This is a genomic window from uncultured Sphingomonas sp., from assembly GCF_964021865.1.
In the GTDB taxonomy this organism is placed as follows: Bacteria; Pseudomonadota; Alphaproteobacteria; order Sphingomonadales; family Sphingomonadaceae; genus Sphingomonas.
Window position 1 is genome coordinate 1 of the sequence record NZ_CAXIAM010000071.1, and the last position, 14,248, is coordinate 14,248.

Sequence of the window (14,248 nt, forward strand, 5' to 3'; positions counted from 1 at the left end):
CGGCCTCGACCTTGCCGACCAGATCGGCACCGACATCGGCGGCCTTGGTGAAGATCCCGCCGCCGAGCCGCGCGAAGATCGAGATCAGCGACGCGCCGAAGGCGAGCGCGGTCAGCGCCTCAATGATCGCGCGATCGTTGGGGAGGAGGTTGGAGGGACCGGTCAGATACCAGAAGAACAAGGCGATCGCGAGCAGCCCGAGCCCGGCGACGAGCATGCCCGTGACCGCGCCGGAGCGGAACGCCAGCGTCAGCCCACCCTGCAGCGAGCCGCGCGCGGCCTCCGCAGTGCGGACGTTGGCGCGGACCGAGATGTTCATGCCGACGAACCCCGCGAGCCCCGAAAGCAACGCGCCGATGACGAAGCCGATCGTCGACAGCGTGCCCAAGGTGGCGAAGAGCACGATCGCGACAACGACGCCGACGATCGCGATGGTGGTATATTGCCGCCCCAAATAGGCGCGCGCGCCCTCCTGGATGGCGGCGGCGATATCCTGCATCCGCTCATTGCCCGGTGAGGCGGATAACACTTGTCGACTGGTCACGAAGCCATAGAGTACGGCGATCAGGCCGCAGACGATGGCAAGATAGACGATCGTCATGCCCTTCATCCCTCCTTGTGGCGCGTCCGGTCTGTCGCCGGTACGTCGCGCGGGGAGGTGAGGCTAACAGGTGAGGGCGTCAGCGCAAGCCGTGCTGGTAGCCGAGCGATGCGGGGAGCGGGATCAATCGGTTATCCTGCGTCAACGTCAGGCCGGTACCGGGCGTGAAGCTGCCGACGCGGGTGGCGGGGACGGGCAGTGGCAGGTCGGCGGGGGCGGCGAACAAAAGCTCGTAATCGTCGCCGGCGGTGGCGGCGGCCAGCGGGTCGGTGACGCCGGGCGCGAGCGGGACGGCGGCGAGGTCGATCGTGACGGCGAGCGCGCTGGCGGCGGCCATGCGCGATGCGTCGATCAGCAGGCCGTCGGAGAGGTCCATCATCGCGTGGACCAATGGGGCGAGCCCGCGGCCTTCCGCGAGCCGGGGGACAGGGCGGCGATAGCGCGCGAGCAGCGCCGGGTCGCCGCTGCCGGCGCGCGCGATCGCGAGGCCGGCCCCGGCGTCACCGATCGTGCCGGTGACGTAGAGCGCGTCGCCTGCCTTTGCGCCCGAGCGCGGCGGCGCGGCGGCGTCGCGGCCGAAGGCGGTGACGGTGAGGACGCGCGGGGCGTCGGCGGGGAGCGTGACGGTGTCCCCGCCGAGCAGCGGGCATGCGAGGGCGGTCAGTGTCTCGGCGAGGCCGTCTAGGAAGGCCGCGTCCCATGTTGCGCAGCCGAGCGGGTAGTTGAGGAGGATGCCTTCGACTTCGGCGCCCTTGGCGGCGAGGTCGGACAGGTTGGTGGCGATGAGCTTCCACGCAACATCCTGCGGCGGGTCGGTGGCAAGAAAGTGGATGCCCTCGACGAGCGTGTCGGTGGTGATGGTGAGGCCGGCGAGCGTCGCGGTGTCGTCGGTGAGAGCGTGCGCGCCGGGGTGGAGCGGGAGGCTGCGGAGGCGGGCGAGGAAGTCGGCTTCGGTCATCGTTCGGCCGCCATCGTCATCCCCGCGCACGCGGGGATCCAGAACCTCTGACGGTGCGCCTCCATCGATGGACCCGCGGGTCTGGATTCCCGGCTTCGCGGGAATGACGTGGGAATTCGATCACTCATACGTACCGCGGCGCATGACATAGTCGCGGGTTTCGTACGGGGCGGGGAGGCCCTCGACCCATGCGCCATGCGCGTGGGTGAGCGCGACGAGGTGCATCGGCTTGTCGCCCGGCCAGCATTGCACGCGTACCTCGTGGCGGTGGAGGTCGCGGTTGGGCTCCATCATCACCCAGCCGAGCGGGCGGTCGGTGGTGGCGCGCGCGCCGGCTTCGGCCATCGCGGCGCGGATGCGGTCGCGCGAGGCAGCGGGGAGATATTGCCAGACGACCGAATGCATCAGCACGCGCATGACGCCCTCTTCCTGCGGCTCGGCGAGGCGTGCCTCAACCCAGTCGGCGGCGTCGCCCTGCGCGAGGTCGACCGGGCGGTCGCGGACCATGTCGATCGCGGTGGCGAGCCGTGCGAGACGCTCGTGATTGTCGACCCAGACATAGCCGGCGAGCCGTTCGGCCTGCGCCGGGTCGCTGACGTCGACCGGGGCAATGTCGACGCCGCGCGTGCGGGTGATCGCGATCGGCGCGGCGGGCGGAGGCGGGCCGCGCCAGTCGGGGACGATCGCGAGCGGCGAACCGGGCGGGCCGACGCGCACCCCGCCGAGATTGAAGCGCATCCGGTCGATCAGCAGGTTGAGCCCGGCGCTGGAGCCGATCTCCAGCACCTCGATATGCGGGCCGAGCGCGGCGGCGACGTGGAGCAGCCCCATCAGCCCCGCCGAGCGCTGCGCCTCGTTGGTTTGCGGCGGGCCGTCGAGCCAGGGCAGCAGCGTGGCGTCGTGGGTGGCGAGGATCGTCGCGAGCGTCGTCTCATCGGCAGCGAAGGGATCGGCGACGCCGCGGCGGGCGAGCGCGTGGAGCCCGCCGATGATGCGCAGCACCGTCGCGTCGGCGACCGGCTCGCCCGGCCAGTCGAGCAGCCGTGCGCCGATCGCGGTGTCGCGGGTGAGCACGCGGGCGAGCGCACGGCACAAAGCGGCGGTCTGCGGCGCGGCCATCGCGTCGCAATAAAGCGCCTGGACCTCGAAGGCGGCGCGATTGGTCGACTCGTCTGCCATGCGCGCGTCATTGCGCCCGCCGCAGTGCCTTCGTAAAGCCGCGCCATGTCCGAGCCGCCCATGCCCACCCCGATCGTCATCGCCGTTCCCAAGGGCCGCATCCTCGAAGAAGCGCTGCCGTTGCTGGCGCGCGCCGGGATCGTCCCCGAGCCGGCGTTCGGCGACGAGAAAAGCCGCGCGCTGCGTTTCCGCACCGATCGCGACGGGATCGAGCTGATCCGCGTGCGCGCGTTCGACGTTGCGACCTTCGTCGCGCATGGTGCGGCGCAACTGGGGATCGTCGGGTCCGACGTGCTCGCCGAGTTCGATTATGCCGAGCTATATGCGCCGGTCGATCTGAACATCGGCCATTGCCGGCTGTCGATTGCTGAGCCCGCCGAGATGGCCGCGGGTGACGATCCGCGCGGGTGGAGCCATGTGCGGGTCGCGACCAAATATCCGCACGTCACCGCGCAGCATTTCGCGCGGCGGGGGGTGCAGGCGGAGTGCATCAAGCTGAACGGCGCGATGGAGCTGGCGCCGACGCTGGGGTTGGCGACGCGGATCGTCGATCTGGTCTCGTCGGGGCGGACGCTGAAGGAGAACGGGCTGGTCGAGGTGGAGCGGATCATGGAGGTGTCGGCGCGGCTGATCGTCAACCGTGCGGCGATGAAGACGCGTGCGCATGTCTTCCCGCTGGTCGAAGCGTTTCGCGCGGCGGTGGCGGCATGATCCGGCTCGACACGCAGGACGGCGATTTCGCGGCGCGCTTCGACACGTTGGTCGATGCGCGGCGCGAGGCGGCGAGCGATGTCGCGCGCGACGTGGCGACGATCGTGCGCGCGGTGCGCGACGACGGCGACGCGGCGCTGCACGCCTTCACGCAGAAGCTCGACCGGCATGACTTGAACGAAACCGGGTGGCGCGTCGATGCGGCGGCGTGTGCGGCGGCGTTCGACGGGCTGGAGCCCGAATTGCGCGCGGCGCTCGAACTCGCGGCGTCGCGCATCCGTGCCTATCATGAGAAGCAGCGGCCCGAGGACGTCAGCTTCACCGACGCGGCGGGCGTGCGGCTGGGCGCGCGGTGGCGCGCGGTGGATGCCGCGGGGATCTACGTGCCGGGCGGGCGCGCGGCCTATCCCTCGACCTTGCTGATGAACGCGATCCCGGCGCGGGTCGCGGGGGTCGAGCGGCTGGTGGTGGTGACGCCGACCCCGGATGGCGAGGTGAATCCGCTGGTGCTGGCGGCGGCGCATCTGGTCGGGGCCAACGAGGTGTGGCGGGTTGGCGGCGCGCAGGCGGTGGCGGCGCTGGCTTACGGGACCGAGCGGATCGCACGGGTCGATGTCGTGACCGGGCCGGGCAATGCGTGGGTCGCGGAGGCCAAGCGGCAGGTGTATGGCGTGGTCGGGATCGACATGGTCGCGGGGCCGAGCGAGATCGTGGTCGTCGCGGACGGCGCGAACGACCCCGAATGGATCGCCGCCGACCTGCTCAGCCAGGCCGAGCATGACACGACCACGCAGTCGATCCTGTTCACCGACGATGCCGGCTTTGCGGCTCGCGTCGCGGATGCGGTCGAGCGGCAGTTGCTTGCCTTGCCGACGCAGGCCGTCGCGCGGGTGGCGTGGGAGGACAATGGCGCGATCGTGATCGTGCCGACGCTGGCGGCGGCGATGCCGCTGGTCGATCGGCTCGCGCCCGAGCATGTCGAGCTGGCGTGCGACGATCCGCAGGCGCTGTTCGATGTGCTGCGCCATGCCGGATCGGCGTTCCTGGGGCGGCATACCCCGGAGGCGATCGGCGATTATGTCGCGGGGCCGAACCATGTGCTGCCGACCGGGCGGCGCGCACGGTTTTCGAGCGGGCTGGGGGTGACCGATTTTATGAAGCGGACCAGCTTCCTGCAGCTTGACGAGACCGCGCTCAACGAGCTGGGGCCCGCGACGATCGCGCTGGCGCGCGCGGAGGGGTTGCCGGCGCATGCGCAATCGGTGGCGTTGCGGATTCGGGCAAACCGGTAATTCCGTCGCCCCGGTGGAGGCAGGGGCCTATGTCCGCGTCGTCCTGTAGGGGTTTGACACAGCAGCTTTGCGCTTTGTGTCGGGCCGTTAGACCGACTTAACAGACATGGGCCCCCGCCTGCGCAGGGGCGACGGGTGGGAGGGACCGGCCCTCCCGCCCATTGTCACGCGCTGGCGAGTTCGGCCTTTTTGTTGACCTTCTTCTCGGCGAGCGTCGTCAACTTGTCGTCGGTCGCCTTTTCCTCGTCGAGCGTCGCCTGCAGCAGCGAGACGACATTGTCGTGGCCGAGCTGCGTCGCCCAGGCGATCAGCGTGCCGTAGCGGGTGATCTCGTAATGCTCGACCGCCTGCGCCGAGGCAATCAGCGCGGCGTCGAGCACCGCCTTGTCGGCGATCTCGCCCGCGACTTCGTTGGCCTCCTTGATGATGCCATCGATCGCCGGGCAGGTGACCGCCTTCGCCTTCTGGTCGAGCGCCTCGAACACCTGCTCGAGCCGGGCGATCTGGCCCTCGGTCTCGCGCAGATGCGTCTCGAAGCTCTTCTTGAGTTCCGGCGCGGTCGCCTTGTCGATCATCTTGGGCAGCGCCTTGGTGATCTGGTTTTCGGCATAATAAACGTCCTGCAGCTGATGCAGGAACAGATCCTCGAGCGTCGCGATATCCTTGGTGAACAGGCCCATGTTGCGTCTCCTCGGGTTGATTACCCCGACCGAACGAGACGCCGGGCGGAGCGTTGCGAACAATCTCGTTGATTGAGGTCAGTCGTGCGGCAGGGGGTGACGAACGCGCGGCAAGCGACTATGGCGCGCGGCCTATGTCCCGCACCGCTGCTCGTACCAAGGCCCGCGCCGCCGCGCGCCTCGCCGCCGTCCAGGCGCTCTATCAGCACGAGATGGAGGGCACCGCCGTCCCCGTGTTGCTTCACGAATTCCACCAGCACCGGCTGGGCGCGACGATCGAGGACGTCGAATATGCCGACGCCGATGTCGCCTTCTTCGACGATCTGGTGCAGGGTGTCACCGCGCGCGCCGGCGAGATCGACATGCTGGTCGAGGGCAAGCTGAGCGCCGGCTGGACGCTGGAGCGGCTCGACAAGCCGATGAAGGCGATCCTGCGCGCGGGCACCTACGAATTGCTGGCGCGCGCCGACGTGCCGGTGGGGGCGGCGATCAGCTCCTATGTCGATGTCGCGCACGCTTTCTATCAGAAGCGTGAGGCGGGGTTCGTCAACGGCCTGCTCGATGCGATCGGCAAGCAGGTCCGCGCCTGACGATGGGCGAGATCGTCTCCTTCAGGCAGGCGCGCAAGGCCAAGGCGCGCGCCGCGAAAGAGACGCAGGCTGCCGCCAATCGCGCCGCGTTCGGGCGGACGAAGGCGCAGAAGGCCGCCGATGCCGCCGAGCAGGCGCGCACCGAGGCGCTGCTCGACGGCACCAAGCTCACGGATAGCTGACGGTCTTCGGCACCTCGGGGAGGGGGATCCACTCGCTGTCATCGGGCACGCTGGCAAATTCGCCGGCCTTCCACGCGCGCTTGGCCTCGCGGATCGCGTCGCGCGAGGAATGGACGAAGTTCCACCAGACGTGCCGAGGCGTCGCGAACGCCGCGCCGCCTGCCAGCATCGCGCGGCCCCCCGCCTTCGACGATAGCGTCGCGGCGATACCGGGGCGCAGCACGTAGAGCCGCTGCGGCTGAAGCGCGAGGCCGTCGAGCGTCGCCTCGCCGCTGGCGAGATAGAGGGCGCGCTCGTCGGTGCTGTCGTCGATCGGCACCGCCGCGCCGGGGGCGAGCACGATGTCGGCATAGATCGTCTCGGCATAGGCCGTCACCGGCGAGGTTGCGCCCCACAGCGACCCCATCACAACACGCGCGGTTGCGCCATGCGCGTCGACGACCGGCATCTGTTCGGCGGCGACGTGCTCGAAGGCGGGCGCACGATCCTCCTGACCGTCCGGAAGCGCGAGCCATGTCTGGATGCCGTCCAGCCGCGGGCCATCAACCCGCACGTCCTCGGGCGAGCGTTCCGAATGGACGATGCCGGCGCCGGCGGTCATCAGGTTCACCGCGCCGGGCGTGATGCGGATATCGCTGCCGAGCGAATCGCGATGCTGAAACGCGCCCTCGAACAGATAGGTGACCGTCGACAGCCCGATATGCGGATGCGGGCGGACGTCGACGCCGTTGCCGGGCGGCAGATGCGCCGGCCCCATCTGGTCGAAGAACAGGAACGGGCCGACCATCGTCCGCTCGCGATGCGGCAGCGTGCGATAGACCTTGAAGCCGCCAAGATCGTGGGTGGCGGGCTCCAGCGTCTGCAACACCAGATCGTCGCGGGTCGACATGCGCTTCCTCCGTCAGCGTTTGACGCGGCTTAGCAGCGAAGGTGCGCGCGGGCGAGCGCAGCTGTTGCGGGAACGCGGACGCGGATGGAGGGGTTGGGGTGGCATGAGCAAGAAAAAACAGCAGCAATCGCGCGCCGTGAAGGCGCAGGAGGCCCGGCGGACGCGGGCAATCGTCGCGGCGAGCGCGGTCGGCGCGGTGATCGCAGGCGTGGGCGCAGCCTTCGGCATGGGGTGGCTCGACCGCTTCCTGCCCGCGGGCAATGCCGAGCATGACGCGCCCGACCTCGCCGCCGATGCGCCGACGCCGGGTACGGCGCGCGCGCCCGAGGCGTTCCGTCCCGATCCGACCGCGCCGGTGCCCGCGTCGGAGCGCGAGGGGCTGCGGCCGGCGACCGGGCCGGCGCCGACGATGGCGGCGATGCGTGGCGAGATGGCGAACCAGACGGGGTCGTCGAACGGATGAGGGTGCTCGGGGCCGGCCCTGATGCTGGTTCCGTTCGTTATTGCGAGCGTGGCGAAGCACTCCAGGGTCGGATCAGGCGCCCTAAATTGCTTCGCTACGCTCGCAATTACGGAAGATGCACCCGCGTTTGGGGTGGGTGACGGCCCTCCCGTGTTCCTGCGTACGCAGATGCGCAGCGTGTCTAAAACGGAACTCATCCCGCTTCAGGGAACGAGATTTTGCTTCAAGCTTAGGCTAGAACCATTGCATCACGGATGCCGAGAAGGGCGTCCACCAGCCGATCTTCACTCCAGCATCCGCAAGGCGGTTACCCGTCCACGCATTGCAGGTTCTGATCGCGTCGTAGCGGCCGGACGCGGGGTAGAAGACGTCGTAGCCGGCATAGCCCCGGATCGCCGCACCGGTCGCGCGGCTGGCGCGGATCGCGGTGGCAAGGCGGCGGTATTCGTCGGGGCGAATGACGATCGCTCGCACATCGCTCGTTACCTGCGGACGGGGAATGTGCTCGACGTGGAGCAACGTCTCGTCGCTGCCGAAGGCGGCGTGCAGGACGGTGATCGGTCGCACATCCGACCAGGTCGGGGTGCCGAGAAAGAAGTTCCGCTCGCCCCAGCCGACCGCGACGTGATCGTTCGCCGCGTAGTGGGGGTCGGGAAGGTCAGCGGCGGGGAAGTCGTCGGTCCAGTCGATCCCGGCGGCGCGCTTGGGCATGACGATGCCGGTATGGACGCCGTTGTCCTCGATCCAGATCGTCACGCCGTCTCCCGCCGGGGCACGCCAGTCGCGGTTGCGCGGGATCGTCGACAGAGCGGTGCCGGCGAGCAGATAGGCGAACGCCACGACCGCGAGCACGCCGAGCGCGCGTGCCGCGATCGTCGCGATCCGCTTCAATGCGCGCGGCACCGGGTCACAGGTCAAGCGCCCAGCCGTCACGCCCCTTGGGATCGATCGGGCGCGTGGGGACGTAGCGTCGGGCGCCGGCAGTCAGCCGCAGGATTGACCAGTCGCCACGACGATCAATCGCCTCGACGGTGCAGCCGCAGGCGGTGAAAGCGCGCTCGACCTCGGCGCGCTGCGTCTCCAGCAACCCGGCGAGCACGATCGCGGCGTGCGGCGCGGCGATCGCGGCGACTTCGGGCGCCATCGAGATCAGCGGGCCGGCGAGGATGTTGGCGATCAACAGGTCGTAGGGCGCGCGTGCGGCGATCGCCTCCGACAGTGCGCCGTCGGCGACGATCAGTTCGATCCCGTCGACATGGTTGGCGGCCATATTTTCGCGCGTGACATCGATCGCGGCGGGATCGATGTCGGTGGCGGTGATCGCGGCGCCGGGCCAGAGATGCGCGGCGGCGAAAGCGAGCAGGCCGGTACCGGTGCCAAGATCGATCGCGTTGGTGATCGCGCGATCGGCAAGTCCGTCGAGCATCGCGAGGCAGCCCGATGTGGTGGCGTGATGGCCAGTGCCGAACGCCTGCCCCGCATCGATCAGGAACGCGCGGCCGCCCTCTGGCGCGTCGACCGGATGCGCGCTGGTGTGGACGACGAAGCGGCCTTCGCGGATCGGCTCGAGCCCGGCCTGGCTCATCGTCACCCAATCCTGCGCGGTGAGCGGGGTGACGACGGGCACGGTGCCGGCGGCGCTCGGCACCAGCGCGGCCAATGCGGCGAGCATTTCGGTGTCGGGCTCGTGCTCGCAATAGGCGTCGAGCCGCCAATGCTCGCGATCATCCTCGACCTCCTCGGTGGTCATCAGCACCGCATCGATCGCAAGATCGTCGGCGGCGTCGATCGCTTCCGCCTCGGCGCGCGTGCAGGGCAAAGTGACGCGCCAGCTGTCGATATCAGCGGACATAGCTGGCTCCGTTGATGTCGAGGACCGCGCCGGTCATCGAGGGCGGAGCCTCGATCGCGCAGAACCGCGCGAGCGTCGCGACCTCCTCGGGTTGCGCCACGCGGCCGAGTGGTATGTCGGCGAGCAATTTGTCGCCGCCGCGGCTGGCGAGATACTCGTCGGCCATGCCGGTCATCGTGAAGCCGGGGCAGATCGCGAAGGCAAGGATGTTCTGCGCCGCATAGCCGCGCGCGATCGTCTTGGTCATCGCGACCAGCCCGGCCTTGGCGGCAGCGTAATGCCAGTGTGCGGGCGAGTCGCCGCGATAGGCGGCGCGGCTGGCGACGTTGACGAGCCGGCCGCCGCCATTGCCTTGCCAGTGGCGGACCGCGTGGCGCGCAAGCTGCGCGGCGGCGGTGAGGTTGATGCGCTGCGTCCGCTCCCAGCTCGCCAGCCAGTCGGCGTCGTCGGCGTCGAGCGGATTGGCCTCGAACACCCCGGCGTTGTTGATGAGCACGTCGATACGCCCGTCGAGCCGCTCCAGCGCCTCGGCCCAGAGCGCGTCGGGGGCGGTGGGGTCGGCGAAGTCGGCGGCGATGCCGCTGGTGGTGCCCTGTCCGGCGACCACCACGTCGGGGATCGCGGCCAAGGCTTCGGCGATCGCGGCGCCGATGCCGCGGCTGGCGCCGGTGATGAGGATGTTCGTCATGGCGCCGTCTGTAACGACGCCGCGGCGATCAGGCTACGTTGGCGAACCCGTCCGCCTCGGCGCGGAGCGTCTCGAAGCGTTCGGCGATCATCTCGAACGACTGGCCGAGCGACTCGACCTCGCCCGCGACCGTCTGCGTGCCTTCACGGATCGCGGCAATCGTGTGCGACATCGAATCGGCGGTCAGCGCGGTTTCGTCGACGGCCGCGGTGATCGCGGTGACGGTACGCGCCTGTTCGAACATCGAATCGTTGATCTGCGAGGCTGCGGCGTGAAGCTGCTCGATGCTCGACTGGATCGAGGCGGATTTCTCGACGGTCATGCGGGTCGCGGCCTGGATCGCCGCGATCTTGGCGGCGATATCGTCGGTGGCGCGCGCGGTCTGGTTGGCGAGGCTCTTCACCTCCTGCGCGACGACCGCGAAGCCGCGGCCGGCGTCACCGGCGCGCGCCGCCTCGATCGTGGCGTTGAGCGCGAGCAGATTGGTCTGGCCGGCGATGTCGCGGATCAAACCGAGGATCGACTCGATCGATTTGGCATGGTCGTCAAGCACGGCGGAGGCGGCGACCGCGCCCTCCGCCTGGTCGGTTGCGGCGGTGAGCGTGTGCGTCGCGACCTGCATGTCGCGCTGCACGCTGCCGATCGCGTTGATGAGCCCGGCGGCGGTGGACGCGGCATCGCGCATCGCCAGCGCCGATTGCTCCGCGGCGACCGAGACCTCGCTGGTCTTCTCGATCATCCCGCTGGCCGCACCGGCGGTGGAACGCGCGCGATCGCGCACCACCCGGCCGCGCGCGGCGATCGCGTCGATGCCGGTCCCGACGCGGGCACGGAATTCGGCGGCATGTTCGGCGCGCTGTGCGCGGGCACGGGCGACACCGATCGCGCCGAGCTGCGTCGTCAACAAATCCGATTCGAGCATTGCCATCCGCAGCAGCGTATTGGTGAGGCGGAGCATGCTCGGCGTATCGCTGCCGACCGCCGCTGCGACGAGGGTGTTGGTGCGGCAGTGCGCAGCAACCAGGGCCGAGAGCAGCGCGGTCAGCGGTACGCCCGACGCCTGCGAGTCATCGACCTGTCCGACGATCATCGCCTCCCACGCCGCGCTCAGCGGGGCACGATAGCGTAATTGCGCGTGCCCGACCGCCTTGCGCACCCGCCCCTCGATCTCGGCCGGAAGGAGGGCGCGGACCGACGCCGGGGCATTGGGAAGCGACGTCAGGTGGGTCCAGAAGGCGGTGGCGATCTCGGTCCAGCCATCGCACGCGTCCAGAATTTCCGCGATCTTCGCACAGTCCGACGACACGCGGCCGCAGGGATCGAAGTCCCGTGCGCGGTCGGCCAACGGTCGTACATCGTGGTGGACGAGCGAATTCATCGTGGCGTGTTCCCAAAGCGTCAGGCGGCGACGCGGGTCGCGAAATTGCCGGCGCGCGTGTCAAGGTCGCCGAGCCGGCTGGCCAAGGATTCGAAGCCCGAACCGAGCTGATCGATCTCGCTGGCGACCGCTTCGGTATCGGCACGGATCGTGGCGATGGTGTGCGACATCGAGTCGGCGGCCAGCGCGGTCTCGTCGACTGCCGCGGTGATCGCGGTGACGGTCTGCGCCTGCGATTCCATTGCGTGGCGGATGCGCGTGGCCGAATCCTGTACCTCGGCGACGGTGTTGCGGATCGAGGCGGAGGTATCGACCGTCACGCGGGTCGCCGCCTGGATGGCGGCGATCTTGGCGGCGATATCGTCGGTGGCGCGCGCGGTCTGGTTGGCGAGGCTCTTCACCTCCTGCGCGACGACCGCGAAGCCGCGACCGGCGTCCCCGGCGCGCGCCGCCTCGATCGTGGCGTTGAGCGCGAGCAGGTTGGTCTGACCGGCGATGTCGCGGATCAGGCCGAGAATCGACTCGATCGACTTGGCATGGTCGCTGAGCGCGCCGGAGACGGTGACCGCGTCGCCCGCCTGGGCGGCGGCGCGGGTGGCGATATCGGCGGCGACCTCGACCTCCGCACGCGCGTCCTCGATCGCTCGGATGAGCCCGGCGGCGGTGGACGCGGCGTCGCGCATCGCGACGGCGGATTGCTCGGCGGCGGCGGCGACTTCGCTTGTCTTGCCCAGCATGCCGCGTGCCGACGAGGAAGCGACCGATGCCTGGGAGCGAAGGCTGTGGCCTTCGTGCGTGGTCGCCTCGACCGTCACCGCGATTTCGTTTCGGAAGTCGGCGGCGAGCTTGTCGCGCGCGCCCTGCGCATTGTGTGCCGAATAGACCGAGTAGATCGCCACGGTGATCTCCCCTTCCAACGCCGACAGTCGCATCAGCGTGTCGATGAGCTGCGGCAAGCGCGGGTCCTCGCGCGGCACGCTGGCCATCAGCGCGCCGAGTGCGGCGCGATCGCTGGCGCTGATCATCGCGAGCAGCGCCATCGGCGACACCTGGGCGGCATAAGCCGAAGCGACGGAACGCTCGATCGACTCGACCCATGCGCGTTCGCGGGTGCGCAGAAAGCGGTTTTCGAGGAAGGCGACCCCGATCTCGATCATCCGCTCGCTTTCGTACGAAGCGTGATTGGCCGTGGTGCCGAAGCAGCGCTTCCAGTGCGACCAATAGGCGTCGGCGATCGTGCGCGCCTGCGGACGCAGCGTCTCCCAGGCGTCCCGCGCGGCGCGCGTCAGCTCGCCCTCCAGATCGAACACGTCGAAACGTGCGTTGAGATCCAGCGCGGCGGCGACGGATCCGATCGGTGGCAAATCGTTGGGCAACACCTGCTCCGTGCATTAGGGAAGGACGCCACCGCACTAGCGGCGATCTCTTAACAGCGGGTTAGGGACCCGCGTCGACTTTGGCGGCGCCGATCGGCCCACCGCGCTTGCATCGTGCGCGTGGTGGACGCATAGACCGCCGCAAACTCGCCAGCATCGGCTCATATTCAAGGAATTTCGCGCTTGGCCTCGAAACCCGCCCGCCCGCGCAGCCCGCACCTGTTCAGCGGTCCCATGCAATTCCATTATCGCTGGAGCCCGGCGATGACGGTATCGATCGTGCACCGCGTGACCGGCACGGGCATGGCGACGGTGGGGACCCTGCTGCTGGTGTGGTGGCTGGCCGCGATCGCGGCGGGTCCGGGCGCCTATGGCGTGTTCCTCGACGTGTTCACCACCTCGACCGGTTCGCTCAACATCCTGGGCTGGGTGGTCGGCGTCGGACTGACGTGGTCGGTGTTCCAGCACATGATGAGCGGCATCCGCCATCTGGTGCTCGATACCGGCGCGGCATTCGAGCTGAAGGTGAACCGGCGGCTGGCGGTGCTGACTTTCGTCGCCTCGATCGCGCTGACCGTGGCGTTCTGGCTTTTCCTGGGGATCAAGTGATGGGTACCGAGATCGGCCGCGTCCGCGGGCTGGGCAGCGCCGGGCATGGCGCGCAGCATTGGTGGCATCACAAGCTGACCGCGGGCAGCAACTTCCTGTTGCTGGTGTGGCTGCTTACCTCGATCGCCACCTTGCCGTCCTATGATCACGCAACCGTGCGGATCTGGCTGCAATCGGCCTGGGCCGCGGTGCCGATGGTGCTGCTCATCGCATCGGTCTTCTACCATTTCCGCCTTGGCCTGCAGGTCGTGATCGAGGATTACGCCCACAAGGAAAGCCGTTTCGTGCTGACCGTGCTGGTGACCGTCTTCACCTTCGCCACGGCCGGCACCGCCATCTTCTCGATCCTCAAGGTCGCTTTCGGAGCCACCGCCTGATGTCTGCCGACGCTTACAAGATCATCGACCACACCTATGACGCGGTCGTCGTTGGTGCGGGCGGTTCGGGCCTGCGTGCCACGATGGGCATCGCCGAGAGCGGGCTGAAGACCGCCTGCATCACCAAGGTGTTCCCGACGCGCAGCCACACGGTCGCGGCGCAGGGCGGCATCGCCGCCAGCCTCGGCAACATGGGTCCGGACCACTGGACCTGGCACATGTACGACACCGTCAAGGGCTCCGACTGGCTCGGCGACCAGGACGCGATCGAATATATGGTGCGCGAGGCGCCCGCTGCGGTCTACGAGCTGGAGCATGCCGGCGTGCCGTTCAGCCGCAACGACAACGGCACGATCTATCAGCGCCCGTTCGGCGGGCACATGCAGAACATGGGCGAGGGCCCGCCGGTGCAGCGCACCTGCG

The 14,248-nt window shown here is 69.1% G+C and carries 18 protein-coding genes; 8 read left to right on the forward strand and 10 right to left on the reverse strand.

Going from position 1 to position 14,248, the window contains the following annotated elements:
* From AADI75_RS14615 to AADI75_RS14625, 3 genes are all read right to left on the reverse strand, one after another.
* Positions 1-601, reverse strand: a 601-nt coding sequence (locus AADI75_RS14615) for a sodium/proton-translocating pyrophosphatase (RefSeq protein WP_341209738.1), incomplete at its 3' end; no start/stop codon positions are given.
* Between the two features lie 79 nt (positions 602-680).
* On the reverse strand, positions 681-1,559 hold the full coding sequence (gene thiL / locus AADI75_RS14620) for a thiamine-phosphate kinase (protein ID WP_341209739.1): 879 nt from the start codon (positions 1,557-1,559) through the stop codon (positions 681-683).
* 120 nt (positions 1,560-1,679) lie between these two features.
* Positions 1,680-2,738 carry a DUF2332 domain-containing protein gene (locus tag AADI75_RS14625; protein ID WP_341209740.1) on the reverse strand — a complete coding sequence of 353 codons (1,059 nt, stop codon included), beginning with the start codon at positions 2,736-2,738 and terminating at the stop codon, positions 1,680-1,682.
* 60 nt (positions 2,739-2,798) lie between these two features.
* Here AADI75_RS14625 and hisG point away from each other — a divergent pair, with 60 nt between their 5' ends.
* Complete coding sequence (gene hisG / locus AADI75_RS14630; protein ID WP_341209755.1) at positions 2,799-3,449, forward strand: ATP phosphoribosyltransferase; 651 nt, start codon at positions 2,799-2,801, stop codon at positions 3,447-3,449.
* On the forward strand, positions 3,446-4,741 hold the full coding sequence (gene hisD, locus AADI75_RS14635) for a histidinol dehydrogenase (RefSeq protein ID WP_341209741.1): 1,296 nt from the start codon (positions 3,446-3,448) through the stop codon (positions 4,739-4,741). The genes hisG and hisD overlap by 4 nt, the downstream gene beginning before the upstream one ends.
* Positions 4,742-4,905: 164 nt before the next feature.
* Here the strand turns inward: hisD and AADI75_RS14640 are convergent, their stop codons facing one another.
* Positions 4,906-5,421, reverse strand: a complete 516-nt coding sequence (locus AADI75_RS14640) for a ferritin-like domain-containing protein (protein WP_341209742.1) — start codon at positions 5,419-5,421, stop codon at positions 4,906-4,908.
* A 134-nt stretch (positions 5,422-5,555) separates the two neighbouring features.
* On the opposite strand from AADI75_RS14640, the gene nusB reads away from it, so the two are divergent.
* Positions 5,556-6,011, forward strand: coding sequence for a transcription antitermination factor NusB (gene nusB / locus AADI75_RS14645; protein ID WP_341209743.1), 456 nt, complete (start codon positions 5,556-5,558; stop codon positions 6,009-6,011).
* Positions 6,012-6,013: 2 nt separating this feature from the next.
* Positions 6,014-6,193 carry a DUF4169 family protein gene (locus AADI75_RS14650; protein WP_341209744.1) on the forward strand — a complete coding sequence of 60 codons (180 nt, stop codon included), beginning with the start codon at positions 6,014-6,016 and terminating at the stop codon, positions 6,191-6,193.
* On the opposite strand, the gene AADI75_RS14655 is transcribed toward AADI75_RS14650, so the two are convergent.
* A complete protein-coding gene (locus AADI75_RS14655; RefSeq protein ID WP_341209745.1) occupies positions 6,180-7,082 on the reverse strand; it encodes a pirin family protein in 903 nt (300 codons plus the stop codon). The two genes, AADI75_RS14650 and AADI75_RS14655, sit on opposite strands and share 14 nt — an antisense overlap.
* Positions 7,083-7,185: 103 nt before the next feature.
* Here AADI75_RS14655 and AADI75_RS14660 point away from each other — a divergent pair, with 103 nt between their 5' ends.
* Positions 7,186-7,545: a hypothetical protein gene (locus AADI75_RS14660; RefSeq protein ID WP_341209746.1), complete on the forward strand. Its 360-nt coding sequence runs from the start codon at positions 7,186-7,188 to the stop codon at positions 7,543-7,545.
* Positions 7,546-7,779: 234 nt separating this feature from the next.
* On the opposite strand, the gene AADI75_RS14665 is transcribed toward AADI75_RS14660, so the two are convergent.
* The 5 genes from AADI75_RS14665 to AADI75_RS14685 are packed head-to-tail and all read right to left on the reverse strand — an operon-like array spanning position 7,780 to position 12,839.
* Positions 7,780-8,463, reverse strand: coding sequence for a TIGR02117 family protein (locus AADI75_RS14665; protein WP_341209747.1), 684 nt, complete (start codon positions 8,461-8,463; stop codon positions 7,780-7,782).
* Positions 8,453-9,397 (reverse strand): 50S ribosomal protein L11 methyltransferase, encoded by a 945-nt coding sequence (locus AADI75_RS14670; protein WP_341209748.1) that lies wholly within the window; start codon positions 9,395-9,397, stop codon positions 8,453-8,455. The genes AADI75_RS14665 and AADI75_RS14670 overlap by 11 nt, the downstream gene beginning before the upstream one ends.
* Positions 9,387-10,085 (reverse strand): SDR family oxidoreductase, encoded by a 699-nt coding sequence (locus tag AADI75_RS14675; RefSeq protein ID WP_341209749.1) that lies wholly within the window; start codon positions 10,083-10,085, stop codon positions 9,387-9,389. The genes AADI75_RS14670 and AADI75_RS14675 overlap by 11 nt, the downstream gene beginning before the upstream one ends.
* 28 nt (positions 10,086-10,113) lie before the next feature.
* Complete coding sequence (locus tag AADI75_RS14680; protein ID WP_341209750.1) at positions 10,114-11,463, reverse strand: methyl-accepting chemotaxis protein; 1,350 nt, start codon at positions 11,461-11,463, stop codon at positions 10,114-10,116.
* Positions 11,464-11,483: 20 nt separating this feature from the next.
* A complete protein-coding gene (locus tag AADI75_RS14685) occupies positions 11,484-12,839 on the reverse strand; it encodes a methyl-accepting chemotaxis protein (protein ID WP_341209751.1) in 1,356 nt (451 codons plus the stop codon).
* 183 nt (positions 12,840-13,022) lie between these two features.
* Here AADI75_RS14685 and sdhC point away from each other — a divergent pair, with 183 nt between their 5' ends.
* The 3 genes from sdhC to AADI75_RS14700 all read left to right on the forward strand — a co-directional run.
* Complete coding sequence (sdhC, locus tag AADI75_RS14690) at positions 13,023-13,448, forward strand: succinate dehydrogenase, cytochrome b556 subunit (RefSeq protein WP_341209752.1); 426 nt, start codon at positions 13,023-13,025, stop codon at positions 13,446-13,448.
* Complete coding sequence (gene sdhD, locus AADI75_RS14695; protein ID WP_341209753.1) at positions 13,448-13,825, forward strand: succinate dehydrogenase, hydrophobic membrane anchor protein; 378 nt, start codon at positions 13,448-13,450, stop codon at positions 13,823-13,825. The genes sdhC and sdhD overlap by 1 nt, the downstream gene beginning before the upstream one ends.
* Positions 13,825-14,248, forward strand: a 424-nt coding sequence (locus AADI75_RS14700) for an FAD-binding protein (RefSeq protein WP_341209754.1), incomplete at its 3' end; no start/stop codon positions are given. The genes sdhD and AADI75_RS14700, both read left to right, overlap by 1 nt.

Excerpts from the sequence above, each read along its gene's own strand:
- hisD (WP_341209741.1), top strand. The coding sequence starts at position 3,446 with ATGATCCGGCTCGACACGCAGGACGGCGATTTCGCGGCGCGCTTCGAC.
- AADI75_RS14650 (WP_341209744.1), top strand. The coding sequence starts at position 6,014 with ATGGGCGAGATCGTCTCCTTCAGGCAGGCGCGCAAGGCCAAGGCGCGC.
- sdhD (WP_341209753.1), top strand. The coding sequence starts at position 13,448 with ATGGGTACCGAGATCGGCCGCGTCCGCGGGCTGGGCAGCGCCGGGCAT.
- AADI75_RS14625 (WP_341209740.1), bottom strand. The coding sequence starts at position 2,738 with ATGGCAGACGAGTCGACCAATCGCGCCGCCTTCGAGGTCCAGGCGCTT.
- hisG (WP_341209755.1), top strand. The coding sequence starts at position 2,799 with ATGCCCACCCCGATCGTCATCGCCGTTCCCAAGGGCCGCATCCTCGAA.
- AADI75_RS14655 (WP_341209745.1), bottom strand. The coding sequence starts at position 7,082 with ATGTCGACCCGCGACGATCTGGTGTTGCAGACGCTGGAGCCCGCCACC.
- AADI75_RS14670 (WP_341209748.1), bottom strand. The coding sequence starts at position 9,397 with ATGTCCGCTGATATCGACAGCTGGCGCGTCACTTTGCCCTGCACGCGC.
- thiL (WP_341209739.1), bottom strand. The coding sequence starts at position 1,559 with ATGACCGAAGCCGACTTCCTCGCCCGCCTCCGCAGCCTCCCGCTCCAC.
- AADI75_RS14660 (WP_341209746.1), top strand. The coding sequence starts at position 7,186 with ATGAGCAAGAAAAAACAGCAGCAATCGCGCGCCGTGAAGGCGCAGGAG.
- nusB (WP_341209743.1), top strand. The coding sequence starts at position 5,556 with ATGTCCCGCACCGCTGCTCGTACCAAGGCCCGCGCCGCCGCGCGCCTC.
- AADI75_RS14640 (WP_341209742.1), bottom strand. The coding sequence starts at position 5,421 with ATGGGCCTGTTCACCAAGGATATCGCGACGCTCGAGGATCTGTTCCTG.
- AADI75_RS14680 (WP_341209750.1), bottom strand. The coding sequence starts at position 11,463 with ATGAATTCGCTCGTCCACCACGATGTACGACCGTTGGCCGACCGCGCA.
- AADI75_RS14675 (WP_341209749.1), bottom strand. The coding sequence starts at position 10,085 with ATGACGAACATCCTCATCACCGGCGCCAGCCGCGGCATCGGCGCCGCG.